Genomic DNA, 14,859 nt, shown 5'->3' on the forward strand with positions numbered 1-14,859 from the left:
AGCCTCAGCTCCCCGAAGCAGCGGCGATGCGGGCCGCCCTGTCGTGGTATTCTGCCGCCCGTTCGGCCTGCCCCATTTTTTCGTACACCTGTGCCGAGAGCAGCAAATCCTGGCGTATCTTCTCCGGCAAGCCAAGCGATTTATCGATGCCCAGCGATTCCTCCAGCAACTTCAGCGCCGCATCGTGTTCATTCTTCATCAATTTGGCTGAAGCCGACAGGCGCAGAGAATTGGCGTATTCAAGCGGCGACGCATTCCTGTTTTCGGAGGCAGCGCGTTCGCTCCAATGCAAAGTCTTGTCGGCATCGTTGGCACGCAGGGCGATGCTGGCTCGTGCATTGTCGATCACACCGGAAAGCGGGCAATCCGAAACGCAATACACGGCAGCCCTTTCCACCCACTTCGTTGCACCTGACTCATCGTTTTGCTGCAGACGCAGCAGGGATTTCTGTGTCGCTGCCGCCGCAAGCTGGGTTGATGCATAGTGCAGTGCCTTGTCATCCAGCAGGCTATCAAGATAGCGTTCCGCCAGTTCCGTCTTACCCAGCATCTGGTTCACTCTGGCGAGGTTGAGGACATTAATGGCGATGCCGTTCACGTTCTCGATGGCGACATCCAGTTGCAGGGCGCTCTCGTACAACCTTGCCGCGACCTGATACTCGCCGCGCTGGAATGCGCGTTGTGCGCGCTGGTTGAGATCAGTGGCCTGCTCCTGCCTGGCACTGCGCAATTCCTCCACATGCCCGCAGGCAGAAAGCAGCAAGAGGCCGCACAACATGGCGATGAATGAACGAATGGTCAATCGTACCTCCATCAAGGCAATGGTTTCGGAGGCACATAGCCATCCACGGGCAACTGCTGCTCTTCCGGCCTGGGGAACAAGCCGTTGAGCGGCCAGGCTCTCTTCACGCCATTCAAGGTTTCCTTGCTATCTTCGACCAGAACATTGGTGTTGCGCACCAGCGAAGGAACTTCTACTGCCGACTCGTTGGTGATCTTCTTGATATCCGCAGTCGCGGATTGCACGTTGTCCAGTGTCGCCCCGGCCTTGTCCGCCAGTTTCGGGATCGCCTTGTCCAGAGTCTCCAGGCTGGAATTGGCCCTGTCCAGCGCCTTGTCCAGCTTCTCGTACGCGCCGTCCAGTTTCTGGTTACTGCTGGCGCCCAGTTTGGTGAGCTGGTTCACTGTCTCGCGAAAGCCTCCCGAAGCCTGATTCAGGTTCCTGAGCGTTTGCTGGATATCCCCGTTCGGATTGTTGATGCTGGTGGTGATCTGATGGATATCGCTCAGGATAGGCTGCAACTGAGCCGCCAGATTCTCCACCACGGTGCTGGCATCCTGGCCGCGCTCGAATTCCAGCACGCTGTTATGCGTCACCTGTTTTACCTGTTGCGAACCGGGAATGATCTCCACCACACTCTCACCGACCAATGCTTCCTTGATCAGCCGCGCTTTGGCATCCTGTCCGATGAGATGGACATATTCATCATCCAGCGCGACTTTGACCCGCACCGTGGCATTGGGCTGCATGCTCACATCCTGAACGCTGCCAACCTTGAAGCCGATGAATTTGACCGCCATACCAGTACTCAGTCCCTGCGCATTGGGCGTAAAGAAATAGATCGTGGTGCTACGGTGGAAATAATCCTGCTTGAAAGCGATCATCAACAACACCAGCAACATGACCCCTACCGCGCCCAGCATGAATCGTTGGGTGCGCTTCTCAATGGTCAGCAATCTCTGGTTAAAGGTGGATAACTTCATCTCGAATCTGTCTTCATAGATGGATCACAAGTTGTTTCGGATCATCCTTGTCGCTGTATTCCTCGAAGCTTACCAGTGCCGACGTACGGAACGGGAAATATAAGCGGAATACCTTGTCCAGTTTGACCGCACGAGCCAGCTCCTTGCGGGACAATCCCTCGTTCATGGAATCGTAAATGATGAGTTCCGGGCTCATCAACATGGCACGCACGAAACCGACCAAGCGCTTTTCGTACAGCGACAATTGATCGGGCAACTTGAGCAACAACTCGGATACGACCGTCTCATCTTCCACGCCGCATCGGATAAGTAACTGCACCACGCTGTCTTCAAGTTTTCCGGCAAGCTCGATGCCATGATATTGCACCGGCAGGATGATGTTCTCCCACACGCGCAGGTTGCTTATAAGCCCGCCGTTGTGCGGCACGATGACCACACCGGGTTGATCGCCAAGGTTTTTGAGCAGTGCTGCGCGCTGGGATTCTGAACGGACGACGAGACAATACGAATAGCCTGATTGAAGCAGGGCCTGTGTACCTTCTTCACCATGCAAGCTCAGTGTGAACATGGCATTTCTTGGAAGAATTACGCAACCATTCGGGAAATTGGTAGGCGCGATTGGACTCGAACCAACGACCCCCACCATGTCAAGGTGGTGCTCTAACCAGCTGAGCTACGCGCCTGTAAAAGGACGCGCATTGTAACCGAACAGTTCGGGAGCGCCAAGGAATTAATGAGGGTTTTGCGCGATGCCACGCTGCGGTATCGCTTCTGGAAGGCTAGCGCTGCGAGCGACATGCTGCGCAGGTGCGCCCCGCGGCGAAGGGGCTGCAGGCGAACGCATCCCCGCTCAATACTGTGCGGAGGCGTGGTTCTCGAAGCGGGTGTACTCACCGCGGAAGGTCAGTCTTACCGCACCGATCGGACCATTACGTTGCTTGCCGACGATGATTTCGGCCGTACCCTTGTCCTGCGAATCCGGGTTGTAGACTTCGTCGCGGTAGATGAACAGGATCAGGTCGGCGTCCTGCTCAATAGCACCGGATTCGCGCAGATCGGACATCACCGGGCGTTTGTTCGGGCGTTGCTCCAGACTGCGGTTGAGCTGTGACAGTGCAATCACCGGCACATGCAGCTCTTTGGCCAGGGATTTAAGCGAACGGGATATCTCCGAGATCTCGGTGGCGCGGTTCTCGCTCGCCTTGCCCGCTGGAGAGGACATCAGCTGGATGTAGTCGATGACCACCAATCCAAGACCACCATGCTGCCGATGCAGGCGTCGCGTGCGCGAACGTAATTCCAGCGCGTTCAGTCCAGGGGTCTCGTCGATGAAGATCGGCGCATCGTTGAGCAGTCCCAGGGCATGTGTCATGCGCGACCAGTCTTCGTCTTCCAGCTTGCCGGTGCGCAGGGTGTGCTGGTTGAGCCGCCCTACCGAGCCGATCATACGCATCGCCAATTGTGCCCCGCCCATTTCCATACTGAAGATCGCCACCGGCTTGCCATCCAGGGCCACGTTCTCCGCGATATTGATGGAGAAGGCAGTCTTGCCCATACTGGGACGACCGGCCACGATGACCAGATCGCCGGGCTGCAGACCGGATGTCATGCGATCCAGATCTGCGAAACCGGTCGCCGTGCCGGTCACGTCACTGGCGTTGTCCCGTCCGTACAAGGTCTCGATGCGCTCCACAACCTGCGTCAACAGCGGAGGCATGCCGACAAAACCCTGGCTGCCGCGCTCGCCCTCTTCATTGATCTCCAGCACGCGGCTTTCTGCCTCATCCAGCAACTGACCAGCCGAGCGGCCACCCGGGTTGTAGGCACTGGTAGCGATCTCGCTACCCACTTCGACCAGTTTGCGCATGATGGCGCGTTCGCGCACGATCTCGGCATAGCGACGGATATTGGCGGCAGAAGGTACGTTTTGCGCCAGCGTGCCCAGATACACCAGCCCGCCCGCCTTCTCCAGCTCGGCATTGCTCTCCAGCGATTCGGCCAGAGTGATCACATCCACCGGTTGGGCATGTTCGGTCAGTCGTCCGATGTGACGCCAGATCAGGCGGTGCTCATTGCGATAGAAATCGCTCTCGCTCAACAGATCGGCAATCTTGTCCCAAGCGCTGGTGTCCAGCAGGATGCCGCCCAGCACCGATTGTTCCGCCTCTAGCGAGTGCGGCGGCAGCTTGAGGGCTTCAAGCTGGGAATCGGCAACGGGGACAGTAAAATTTTGCATGATGCGACCGCAAATTTCGGGAAGGAGATTCTAAACAAAAAAGGGCTGTCGCCAGCCCTTTTTCTTAACTACATGACAAAGCGGGATTATTGCTCGCCCAACACCGAGATCGTCACGTTCACGACCACGTCCGGATGCAGTGCGATGCTGGCCGGATGATCCCCGATCTGCTTCAGGTGTCCGGTCGGCATGCGAACCTGGCCCTTTTCGACCTGGTGGCCCTGGGCCACCAGTGCGGCTGCGATGTCGGCATTGGTAACGGAGCCGAACAGCTTGCCGTCCACGCCTGCCTTTTGCACGATCTGCACGGTCAGGCCTTCCAGCTTGCCGCCGCGCGCTTGCGCATCGGCCAGTTTGGCCGCTTCAGCCGCTTCCAGTTCGGCGCGACGCGCCGCAAAATCCGCCACGTTGCTTTCCGTCGCACGCTTGGCCTTGCCTTGCGGGATCAGGAAGTTGCGTGCGAAACCGTTCTTCACTTTGACCACATCGCCCAACTGGCCGAGGTTGACCACTTTTTCCATCAGGATAACTTGCATGATCTACTCCTTAGTGCAAATCGGTGTAAGGCAGCAAAGCCAGGAAGCGCGCGCGTTTCACGGCTACGCTCAACTGACGCTGGAAACGCGTCTTGGTGCCGGTAATGCGGGCCGGAATCAGCTTGCCGTTCTCGGTGATGAATTCCTTCAGGATGTTGATATCCTTGTAATCCACTTCCGCGATCTTCTCTGCGGTGAAACGGCAAAACTTGCGGCGCTTGAACAACTGACGCGAAGCGTTGTTCTTCTTGTCGTCTTTTTTCTTAAATACACGAGCCATGTTGTGCTCCTATCTCAATGTAACGTTATCAATGTGCAACACCAGTTGCGCGATCTTCAGGCTGCGCTGCGCCAGGAAACCTTCAGCTCTCACCATCTGTCCGGTCTGCAAACGGCTGACTTGCTGTGCCGCCTCACCCAGTGCCAGTGCCGGAACATCACACTGGACCTGACGTTGCATCCCTGCTTCCTGCTGCATTGAGCTGTGGCGCAATTTGAACGCCACTCTCGCCAAACCTGCCGGGGTATAACGCAAGCCTTCCAGCTCGGCGATCTCCCCTTCAATCACACAACGGTTGCTGCTCAATCCTTGCTTACGCTGCCGGTGCTTCTGCTGCCGGAGCCGGTGCCTCTGCAGCATCGCTGCTGAACGAACGCGACTTCTCTTCCTTCATCATGGCGGAAGGCGTGACGACTGCAGCCTTGGTCTTGATGGTCAGGTGGCGCAGTACAGCGTCGTTGAACTTGAATGCGTGTTCGAGCTCATCCAGCGTGGGCTGGTCGACTTCGATGTTCATCAGCACATAGTGTGCCTTGTGGATCTTCTGGATCGGGTAAGCCAGCTGGCGGCGGCCCCAGTCTTCCAGACGGTGGATGTGACCGTTCTTGCTGGTCACCAACGTGCGATAACGCTCGACCATCGCGGGCACTTGCTCGCTCTGATCGGGATGCACGATAAATACGATTTCGTAGTGTCGCATTACATCTCCTTGTGGATTAAAGCCCCCCGACATTAGTGGACGGTGGAGCAAGGTCAAAAACTCCCTTTTTCAGGGAGGGGCGCATTATAGGGATATTCCGTGCCGCGTCAAGCACTAACCCATTAATCCGCCGCGAGAATACGCAACGGCGGACGCTGCACCAGCCGTCGCGTCGCCAGCCATCCGGCCAGCATCACCACCGCCACCCCTCCGCCTCCGCCGATCAGCCAGATGGAAACATCTGAGCGGTAAGGGATATCCAGAACGAAACGCGCCAGCACCCAGCCCAGCAACGTCGCCCCCGCCGCCGCAAACAGCCCGCTCAAGCCGCCCAGCACGGCGAACTCGGACAGGTGCAGACGGCGCAAATAGCGGCTATCCGCGCCCAGCGTGCGCAGGATCGCCGCCTCATGGCTGCGCTCGTCCTGCGTAGCCAGCAGGGCGGCATACAGCACGGCCAAGCCAGAAAGCAGCGTGAACAGGAACACCGCGCTGACCGTCTGCGCGATCTGGTCCATGATGTTGCGCACCTGGGCGATCACCGCGCCGGTGTCGATCAGCAAAATATTGGGAAATGCGCGCGCCAGCTCGTCGCCCGCGCGCACCTTGTCCGGCGGCAGATAGAAACTGCTCAGGTAGCTGGCCGGGAAATCCCTGAGCAATTCCGGCGTGGCGATGACGAAGAAATTCACTTTCATCGAATCCCACTGCACCTTGCGCAGGCTGGTCACGCGCGCCGTGAAGGTACTGCCCGCAACATCATAGGTAAGCCTATCGCCGAGATGGATACCCAACGTTTTGGCAATGCCCTCCTCTACTGAAAGCTGCCCATTGGCGCCAATGTTCCACCACTTTCCACTCACCAACTCATTCCAGTACGGCATCTGTTCCATCCAGGAAAGATTGAATTCGCGCTCCACCAAAGCTCGGGCACGTGGATCGGGGTAACTGTCGCCGTTGATGGCACGGTCATCGATGGCGATCAGCCTGCCGCGCACCATCGGCTGCAACTGCGGTACCGGCAACGACTGGCGCACAAAGAAATCCTGCACAGCCTGAATCTGGTCGGGCTGGATGTTCACCACAAAGCGGTTCGGCGTATCCGGCGGCAGCTTGCCCTGCCAGCTTTGCAACAGGTCCCCGCGTACCAGTGTCAGCACCAGCAACGCCATGCCGCCGAGGCTCAGCGCCACCACCTGCACCGCGGCACTGCGCCCGTGGCGGGCAAGGTTATTGAGCGCGTGCCGCCATTGCGATTGGAAATAGTATGAATTGCGCGCCAGCCCATGCAGCAGCAGCCACGCCAGCCAGCCGAACACCAGCAACCCCGCCAGTAATCCGCCAAGAACCGCCATACCCAGCTTCAGCGAACCCGCATGCCACAGGAACAATAAAGCCAGCACGCCAACTGCCAGGCCGTAGATCAGCCAGCCGCTGGTTTCCGGCGAACCCAATTCGCGGCGCAACACGCGCAACGGCGAAACCTTGCGCAATTGCAGCAGAGGCAGGAAGGCGAAACCCAGCAACAAGGCAAAACCACTGGCCGCCGCCTTGATCAACGGCAACACGCCCGGTTGCGGCAGGCTGGCGCTGCGCATGGAAGCGATGCTCTCGATCAATGCTGCCTGCGTGACATAACCCAGCAATCCGCCAAGCAGCACTGCCACCACACCAAGCAGGATGAACTGGTACAGGAACAGCCACAGCACCTGCTCCTGCTGCGCCCCCAGGCAGCGCATCACCGCACAGCCATCCAGATGCCGCAGCACGAAGCGCCGAGCCGCCAGCGCCATCGCAGCACCGGCCAGGATCGCCGCGGTCAGTGCCGCGAGCCCGAGGAAATGTTCGGCGCGTTCCAGCGCCGTGCGAATCTCGGGTCGTGCATCGCGCACGTCTTCCATCTTCTCGTTGCCGGAAAGTCTGGGTTGCAACTCGGAACGCAGCATTTTCACTTGCGCCGCATCGCCCGCGATCATCAGACGATAGGAGATGCGGCTGCCTTCCTGCAGCAACCCGGTGGAGGCCAGGTCCGCATCGTTCATCAACACCCGCGGTGCAAAGCTGGAGAAACCAATGGACTGGTCTATGTCCTTCACGATGCGCGCTCCTATCGTGAAGCGCCGCGCACCGATGCCCACCTCATCCCCCACCCCGATATCGAGACGGCGCAACAGCCGCTCATCCACCCACACCGTACCGTGTGCCGGGATGGCCTGTGCCACATGCACCTTGCCATCGTCGATCTCGATCTTGCCGCGCAATGGATATCCGGGTTGTGCCGACTGGATATCGCTCAGCAGTACCTGCTCACGGTGCGACACCATGCTGGGAAAACTGCGGCTCTGCACCACGCGCAAGCCGCGTTTCTGCGCCATCTCGCGATAAGCCGGAGTGAACGGACGCGTCGAGGAGATGCGCAGGTCGGCACCGATCAGACTCTGCGCCTGCTGCTGCAACGCCTGCCGCACGCGGTCGGCGAACAGGCCGACGGTGGCCAGACTGCCCACCGCCAGCACCAGCGCCAGCAGCAGCACGCGCCACTCTCCGGCGCGCCAGTCGCGGCGCAAGAGGTTGAGAGACAGGCGGAGAAGATTCATTTTCTATTCACGTGAAATTGCGCTGTCCGATTTGAACTGATAACTAAGCTCATGTGCCTTGGCCAACACGCTCGCGGCAAGTGATTCGTTGGTAGCAATTGCTGCAAGACCAAGAGTTGATAAAAGTGCTATTGATCCAGTGAACGACAGAACTTCATCAACCTCTGCATCTGAATAGTTTGGCTGTATCGCATCGCCCGTATTCCATCGAAGTACCTGCTGGGAACCGGTGTGGGCATAGGCACACATATCTGACCAACTTTGTTTGTAAATATCCGAGAGTTGTCCAGAATCGAAACCTGGAGTCTGCTCAATGGCAGAGAGTATGGATGGCATTTTAGGTGGGCTCTTCCCGTGTGAAAACCCCTCCAGCTCAGCGTCTTTTGCGCAATGTGCAAGCCACAATCCTCTGAGGTAGGCCTCGAACACTGGGCGCACAAGCGCAAAGGCTGGAGCATGCAGCGGGTGAGTTTGACTCAGAAGAAGAAGGATTGCCTGATGGTGCTCTTGAGCAACGATAAAACATGTTCCAGCAAGACGTACTCGAACGGAGCCTGATAATTGCATGTCGCAGACTTGTTGCTCTATCCATGCTGCCAAATCATGCCCCTGCGAGAGACGATGAGCTAACTTCATACCATCACCCGTCCTGCAGCAAGTCGTAATTGCTTGCCGCAACGCTTTGCCAGCGCATCGTCATGGGTAACCAGGATCAGCGTCGTGCCCTGTGCGCGGTTCAGTTCCAGCATCAGCTCGATGATTTGCGCACCGGTGTCGGCATCGAGGTTGCCGGTGGGCTCGTCGGCAAAGAGTATCTTCGGCCGGGTGACGAAGGCACGCGCCAGTGCCACGCGCTGCTGCTCGCCGCCGGAGAGATGTTTCGGCACATGATGCATGCGCGCGGCAAGGCCGACTTGCTGCAACGACGCTTCGGCGCGCTGGCGCGCATCCTTTGCGCCGGCCAGCTCCAGCGGCAGCATCACGTTCTCCAGCGCATTCAGCGCGGGCAGCAGCTGGAACGACTGGAACACGAAGCCGGCCAGTTCGCCGCGCAGCCTTGCGCGACCGTCCTCGTCCAGCGCGAACAGGTCGGTGCCATGCAGCAATACCTTGCCGCCGGTCGGTACATCCAGCCCGGCCAGCAGGCCGAGCAAGGTGGATTTGCCGGAACCGGAGGCGCCGACGATGGCGAGGCTCTCGCCTGCTTTCACCGTGAAAGTGACATCGTGCAATATCGTGAGCGGCTGATCGCCACTTAACACTTGCTTGGTGAGCCCTGCTGCTTGCACAATCGACGCCATGAAGACCTTTCTGAAAATAGCATTGCTCATAGCCGCACTGGCGCTGTCCTGCTCGGCACAGGCAGCAAAGAACATCCTGCTGTTCGGCGACAGTTTATCAGCCGGTTACGGGATTGAGCGCGACGATTCATGGGCGAATTTATTGCAGCAGGAGTTGAAAAAAAGCCACCCTCAGTATGAAGTGGTGAATGCCAGCATCAGCGGCGAGACCACTGCGGGTGGGCTGCGCCGTATCGGCAAGGCTTTGCAGCAACACCGGCCTGCGGTGGTCGTCGTCGAACTCGGTGCCAACGACGGGCTGCGCGGCGGCGCCATCCCCGAGATGAAGAAGAACCTGGACAGGATAATCACCCAGGCGCAGAAAGCCAACGCCAGGGTGCTGTTGCTCGGTATCCAGCTGCCGCCGAACTATGGCCCGGACTACACCAGGAAATTCCGCGCGATATATCCGGCTCTGGCGAAACAGCACGACATCGCGCTGGTTCCCTTCATGCTGGAGGGGGTAAAACCGGAACAATTCCAAGCCGACAATCTGCATCCGAACGCAGAAGCACAACGGGGTATCATGCAGCACATCCTGCACTCCTTGATACCCCTGCTAGACTGATGACCAATCACCTCGCCCACGAAACCAGCCCCTACCTGTTGCAGCACGCCGACAATCCGGTGGACTGGCATCCATGGAGTGCAGCGACCTTGCAACTCGCACGCGATCTGGGCAAGCCCATCCTGCTGTCCATCGGCTATTCGGCCTGCCACTGGTGCCATGTGATGGCGCATGAATCGTTCGAGGATGAAGCCGTCGCAGCGGTGATGAACGAGCTGTTCATCAACATCAAGGTGGACAGGGAAGAACGACCCGACCTCGACCAGATCTACCAGAACGCGCATCAACTGCTTTCGCGGCGCAGCGGCGGCTGGCCACTGACCATGTTCCTTGCTCCGGATGGCACGCCGTTCTACAGCGGCACCTATTTTCCCAAGCAGGCGCGCTACGGCTTGCCCGGCTTCCCTGCGCTGATACAGGACATCGCGCATGCCTACAAGGAACAACGCGGCGAACTTGCCGAACAGGGCAAGCAGATCGTTGCCGCGCTCGCTGCATGGCAGCCTGAAAAGAGCGCGACCGATTCCACTCTCGATGCGTCGCCGATAGCCACCTCCATCCGGCAGCACAGCGAGAATTTCGACCGCGTGAACGGCGGATTCGGCGGTGCGCCCAAGTTCCTGCATCCCGCCGAACTCGACCTGCTGTTGCAGCAAACCCATGCCACCCATGATGCGCAGACACGCCACATCGTGCTGTTCACGCTGCAGCAAATGGCACAGGGCGGATTGTACGACCAGCTCGGCGGCGGCTTCTGCAGATACAGCGTGGATGCAGAATGGGACATCCCGCACTTCGAGAAGATGCTCTACGACAACGGCCTGCTGCTCGGCCTGTATAGCGATGCCTGGCTGAGCAGCAGCGACCCGTTCTTCGCCCGCATCGTGGAGCAGACCGCAGCCTGGGTGATGCGCGAGATGCAATCGCCGCAAGGCGGCTACTATGCATCGCTGGATGCGGACTCGGAGCACGAGGAAGGCAAGTTCTATGTATGGCAGCGCAACGACATCCGCGACCTGTTGAGCGCTGCCGAATACGCGCTCATCCAGCCGCATTACGGCCTCGACAGCACGCCCAATTTCGAGAACCACGCCTGGAACCTGCGCGTGTCGCAACCGCTGGGTGAGATAGCGCAGAAACTCGGACTCGGCGAGGAACAGGCGGCCATGCTGCTCGCTGCGGCAAAGACAAAACTGTTCGCCGCGCGCGAGCAGCGCATCCGCCCCGGCCGCGACGAAAAGATACTCGGCAGCTGGAACGGCCTGATGATCGCCGGCATGGCGAAAGCCGCGCGCATTTTCGGGCGCGAGGATTGGCTGCATTCGGCACAGCAGGCGATGGATTTCGTGCGCACCACCTTGTGGCAGGACGGCAGATTGCTCGCCACCCACAAGGATGGCAAGACGCACCTGAACGCCTACCTGGACGACCACGCTTACCTGTTGAATGCCGCGCTGGAATTGCTCCAGGCCGAATTCCGCTCCCCAGACTTGAGCTTTGCCGTGCAAATCGCCGATGCGCTGCTGGCACGTTTTGAAGATGTCCGGAACGGTGGCTTCTTCTTCACCAGCCACGATCACGAGGCGCTGATCCAGCGCAACAAGACCGCGCAGGACAACGCCACCCCCTCGGGCAACGGCATCGCTACGCAAGGCCTGTTGCGCCTGGCCGAGCTGACGGGTGACATACGCTACACGGATGCTGCCGAACGCTGCCTGAAACTGTTCTTCCCGATCATGCAGCGCGCAGCCGGCCAGTTCAGCAGCTTGTGCACGGCACTGGGCGAGGCCCTGCAACCGCCCTCCATGCTGGTGCTGTGCGGTGCAGAAATAGAAACAGCCGCCTGGCGGGCGGCTGTGGCGGCGAAATATCTGCCGGGATTGATGATCATAGTCCTGAACGGTGATGAAGCCAGCTTGCCGTCATCGCTGGATAAACCACGCTCCGCCACGACCACAGCCTGGCTGTGCCATGGCACGCAGTGCCTGCCGCCGATCACCAGCCTGGATGAGTTGCTGACCGAACTATAACCAGCCACTTGGCAACCGTTCTTTGGTTGCTTAGTGGGATGGCTAGTCGCTTCATCAGCGTAGCGTCACTGCGCCGAGTTGCGCCCCGAACCCTGGAAACATGCTTGCCACACCGGCGCCGAACTTCTTCGCCAGGCGATCCGCAAAACCTTCATGCGTGGTGAAGTCCACGATATTCTCTTCCTTGAGCACATCGCGCGCGACCGAATCCACACTGCCGTATTCATCCGCCAGCCCCATCTCGATGGCTTTGTCGCCCGTCCAGAACAAACCGCTGAAGGTTTCCGGCGTTTCTTTCAGGCGCTTGCCGCGCCCCTGTTTCACCACGTCGATGAACTGCATATGGATGTCTTCCAGCATCTTCCTGGTGAATGCCTCGTGCTTGGGATTGAGCGGCGAGAACGGATCCATGAACCCCTTGTTCTCGCCTGCGGTGAACAGGCGGCGTTCCACACCAAGCTTCTGCATGGTGCCGGTGAAACCGAAACCGTCCATCAGCACGCCGATGGAACCGACGATGCTGGCCTTGTTCACATAGATCTTGTCCGCCGCCGCTGCGATGTAATAGCCGCCCGAGGCACACATGTCTTCCACCACCACATACAGCGGAATGTCCGGGTGCAATTTCCGCTGGCGGCGTATCTCGTCATTCACCAGGCCGGCCTGCACCGGACTGCCGCCCGGACTGTTGATGCGCAGGATGACTCCCACTGTGTTCTTGTCCTTGAATGCATCCTGCAGACTGCCGATCAGGTTGTCTGCGTTGGCATTGCTGTCGGAGGAGATGACACCGGTCAGGTCGATCAGCGCAGTATGTTTGCCGCTCAGCGAGCCGTCGACCTTGTCGCCGGACCATCCCATGAACAGGAACAACAAAAGGAACAGGTAACCGAAGGTGAGCGACTTGAAGAAGATGCCCCAATGCCGCGCGCGGCGCTGTTCCTGCAGGGCGGACATCGCCAATTTCTCCAGCACGCTACGTTCCCAGTTGTTGTTTTCGTCTGCCATGTTAAAGACTCCTTCTATGTATTCGTTATGCATTGGCCCTGAACCAGTCGCGCAGTTCAGCAAAGTCATTCAGCAAGGCGATCGGGTTCAATTCGCGCAACTGCTCTTCAGGATGCGCGCCGTGCGTCACACCGATCGCATCCACTCCGGCGTTGATCGCCATCTGCAGGTCGTGCGTGGTGTCGCCGATCATCAGGGTGCGCTCGGGCGGTACATCCAGCTCATCCATGAGCTCCTGCAGCATCGCCGGATGCGGTTTGGAGAAAGTGCGGTCGGCCGTGCGCGTGGCATGGAAATACCCGCCCATCTGTGTCGTTTCCAGTGCATGGTCCAGGCCGTTGCGGTTCTTGCCGGTCGCCACCGCCAGCTGGTAGCCGGCGTCGTGCAATTCGATGATGGTCTCGCGCGCCTGGTCGAACAATGGTATCGACTCATTCTGCGAATGGAAATGATGGCGATAACGCGCCACCAGCGGTTCGTACATCGCCTCCGGCGCATCGGGAACGGCGTGGCGCAAGGCCTGCATCAGTCCCAGGCCGATCACATGGCGCGCCGTCTCGTCGTCCGGCACTGGCAATTTCAGATCGCGGCATGCCGCCTGGATCGAGGCTGCGATGATCGCCGTGGAGTCCATCACAGTGCCGTCCCAGTCGAACACGATCAAGTCATAACGTTTTTTCATTCATACCGCCAAAATAAAACAGGCGCGGATTCTACCATTTCGCTTGCTCATACCATCGACTATCCCTACCATGCCGCGCCATGATGCCCCCGATGAACACTTTACCCAGCTGGCTGATCTACTGCCGCCCCGGTTTCGAGCGCGACTGCGTGGAAGAGACCCAGGCCAAGCCTGTCGAAACCGCCGAGAACAGCGGCTTCGTAGTGCTGCAGGGCAAGCCGCGCCTCTCTTACCGGCAACTGACCTTTGCCCGCCAGTTGCTCAGTTTGCATGCCGAAGTGGACGAACTGCCCGAACGTGACCGTCTCACGCCGCTGCTGAAAGCGATACCTACAACACCCGAGCGGTTCAGCATGCTGTGCCTGGAAGTGCCGGACACCAACGAGGGCAAGACACTGTCCGGCTTCACGCGACGGTTCCAGCCCCTGCTGGAAGACCAGTTGCGCAAGGATTCGCGCCTGCTGGATGACCCTTCTCTCCCGCGCCTGCATATCTTCTTTCCGGACAACCAGCGTGCCCTGATCGCCAGCAGCGCTCCACACAACAGCTCTGGCGCGCTCAATGGCATCCACCGCGTCAGCATGGCGGGCGATGCGCCAAGCAGGTCTTACCTCAAACTCGCAGAAGCATTCGAGGTGTTCCTGGATAAAAAGGAACAAGCGCTATGGCTGAAACCGGGCATGACAGCCATTGATCTGGGCGCTGCTCCCGGCGGCTGGACCTGGCAACTGGTGCAACGCGGCCTGAAGGTCGTCGCTGTGGACAATGGCCCGCTCAAGGGAGCGGCGGCAGGACACCCGTCCATCAGGCATCTGCGCGAGGACGGTTTCCGTTTCCGTCCGCAACGCCCGGTCGACTGGCTGGTATGCGACATGGTGGAGCAGCCGCAGCGAGTCGCTGCGCTGATGACTGAATGGTTCGTCCGCGGACTGACCCAACGCGCCATCTTCAACCTCAAGCTGCCGATGAAGAAACGAGTCGCCGCCTTGCATGAAGCGCTCGACAGCATACGCACCGCGCTTAACAATAAAGGCATCCGCTACCAACTGGAAGCAAAGCAGCTTTATCACGACAGGGAAGAAGTGACGGTATATCTGGCACGCAAACGCTAGTAGCAG

16 protein-coding genes and 1 tRNA gene are annotated in these 14,859 nt (G+C 59.0%); 3 read left to right on the plus strand and 14 right to left on the minus strand.

Going from position 1 to position 14,859, the window contains the following annotated elements; all coding sequences use genetic code 11:
* Positions 1 to 4: 4 nt before the first annotated feature.
* The 12 genes from SLIT_RS08695 to SLIT_RS08745 form a co-directional block, all read right to left on the minus strand.
* Positions 5 to 802, minus strand: a complete 798-nt coding sequence (locus tag SLIT_RS08695) for a hypothetical protein (RefSeq protein ID WP_150102982.1) — start codon at positions 800 to 802, stop codon at positions 5 to 7.
* A gap of 11 nt (positions 803 to 813) precedes the next feature.
* Positions 814 to 1,764: an MlaD family protein gene (locus SLIT_RS08700; RefSeq protein ID WP_013029870.1), complete on the minus strand. Its 951-nt coding sequence runs from the start codon at positions 1,762 to 1,764 to the stop codon at positions 814 to 816.
* A 13-nt stretch (positions 1,765 to 1,777) separates the two neighbouring features.
* Positions 1,778 to 2,332 carry a P-loop NTPase family protein gene (locus tag SLIT_RS08705; protein ID WP_013029871.1) on the minus strand — a complete coding sequence of 185 codons (555 nt, stop codon included), beginning with the start codon at positions 2,330 to 2,332 and terminating at the stop codon, positions 1,778 to 1,780.
* Positions 2,333 to 2,370: 38 nt separating this feature from the next.
* A tRNA-Val gene (locus SLIT_RS08710) sits at positions 2,371 to 2,447 on the minus strand.
* Between the two features lie 167 nt (positions 2,448 to 2,614).
* Positions 2,615 to 4,000: a replicative DNA helicase gene (gene dnaB, locus SLIT_RS08715; RefSeq protein WP_013029872.1), complete on the minus strand. Its 1,386-nt coding sequence runs from the start codon at positions 3,998 to 4,000 to the stop codon at positions 2,615 to 2,617.
* Positions 4,001 to 4,086: 86 nt separating this feature from the next.
* Positions 4,087 to 4,536 carry a 50S ribosomal protein L9 gene (gene rplI / locus SLIT_RS08720; protein ID WP_013029873.1) on the minus strand — a complete coding sequence of 150 codons (450 nt, stop codon included), beginning with the start codon at positions 4,534 to 4,536 and terminating at the stop codon, positions 4,087 to 4,089.
* 10 nt (positions 4,537 to 4,546) lie between these two features.
* The gene (gene rpsR / locus SLIT_RS08725) at positions 4,547 to 4,816 is read right to left on the minus strand and encodes a 30S ribosomal protein S18 (protein WP_013029874.1); all 270 of its coding nucleotides are present in this window, start codon (positions 4,814 to 4,816) and stop codon (positions 4,547 to 4,549) included.
* A gap of 9 nt (positions 4,817 to 4,825) precedes the next feature.
* Positions 4,826 to 5,122 (minus strand): primosomal replication protein N, encoded by a 297-nt coding sequence (gene priB, locus SLIT_RS08730; protein ID WP_041420825.1) that lies wholly within the window; start codon positions 5,120 to 5,122, stop codon positions 4,826 to 4,828.
* Between the two features lie 7 nt (positions 5,123 to 5,129).
* Entirely contained in the window at positions 5,130 to 5,516 is a 387-nt protein-coding gene (rpsF, locus tag SLIT_RS08735; protein WP_013029876.1) for a 30S ribosomal protein S6, read from the minus strand.
* A 122-nt stretch (positions 5,517 to 5,638) separates the two neighbouring features.
* On the minus strand, positions 5,639 to 8,113 hold the full coding sequence (locus SLIT_RS08740) for an ABC transporter permease (RefSeq protein WP_013029877.1): 2,475 nt from the start codon (positions 8,111 to 8,113) through the stop codon (positions 5,639 to 5,641).
* Positions 8,114 to 8,116: 3 nt separating this feature from the next.
* On the minus strand, positions 8,117 to 8,749 hold the full coding sequence (locus SLIT_RS15950; protein WP_013029878.1) for a DUF6988 family protein: 633 nt from the start codon (positions 8,747 to 8,749) through the stop codon (positions 8,117 to 8,119).
* Complete coding sequence (locus SLIT_RS08745; protein WP_223293782.1) at positions 8,746 to 9,414, minus strand: ABC transporter ATP-binding protein; 669 nt, start codon at positions 9,412 to 9,414, stop codon at positions 8,746 to 8,748. The genes SLIT_RS15950 and SLIT_RS08745 overlap by 4 nt, the downstream gene beginning before the upstream one ends.
* Between SLIT_RS08745 and SLIT_RS08750 the strand changes: the two genes are divergently transcribed.
* Together SLIT_RS08750 and SLIT_RS08755 are read left to right on the plus strand one after the other, a co-directional pair.
* On the plus strand, positions 9,413 to 10,021 hold the full coding sequence (locus tag SLIT_RS08750; RefSeq protein ID WP_013029880.1) for an arylesterase: 609 nt from the start codon (positions 9,413 to 9,415) through the stop codon (positions 10,019 to 10,021). The genes SLIT_RS08745 and SLIT_RS08750 overlap by 2 nt on opposite strands.
* A complete protein-coding gene (locus SLIT_RS08755; protein ID WP_013029881.1) occupies positions 10,021 to 12,051 on the plus strand; it encodes a thioredoxin domain-containing protein in 2,031 nt (676 codons plus the stop codon). Before SLIT_RS08750 ends, SLIT_RS08755 begins: the two co-directional genes overlap by 1 nt.
* A gap of 54 nt (positions 12,052 to 12,105) precedes the next feature.
* On the opposite strand, the gene SLIT_RS08760 is transcribed toward SLIT_RS08755, so the two are convergent.
* Complete coding sequence (locus tag SLIT_RS08760; protein ID WP_013029882.1) at positions 12,106 to 13,059, minus strand: S49 family peptidase; 954 nt, start codon at positions 13,057 to 13,059, stop codon at positions 12,106 to 12,108.
* Positions 13,060 to 13,084: 25 nt separating this feature from the next.
* A complete protein-coding gene (locus tag SLIT_RS08765; RefSeq protein WP_013029883.1) occupies positions 13,085 to 13,741 on the minus strand; it encodes an HAD-IA family hydrolase in 657 nt (218 codons plus the stop codon).
* Between the two features lie 92 nt (positions 13,742 to 13,833).
* Here SLIT_RS08765 and rlmM point away from each other — a divergent pair, with 92 nt between their 5' ends.
* Positions 13,834 to 14,853 carry a 23S rRNA (cytidine(2498)-2'-O)-methyltransferase RlmM gene (gene rlmM / locus SLIT_RS08770; protein WP_041420827.1) on the plus strand — a complete coding sequence of 340 codons (1,020 nt, stop codon included), beginning with the start codon at positions 13,834 to 13,836 and terminating at the stop codon, positions 14,851 to 14,853.
* The last annotated feature ends 6 nt before the right edge of the window (positions 14,854 to 14,859 follow it).

This window comes from Sideroxydans lithotrophicus ES-1, assembly GCF_000025705.1.
Classification (GTDB): domain Bacteria; phylum Pseudomonadota; class Gammaproteobacteria; order Burkholderiales; family Gallionellaceae; genus Sideroxyarcus; species Sideroxyarcus lithotrophicus.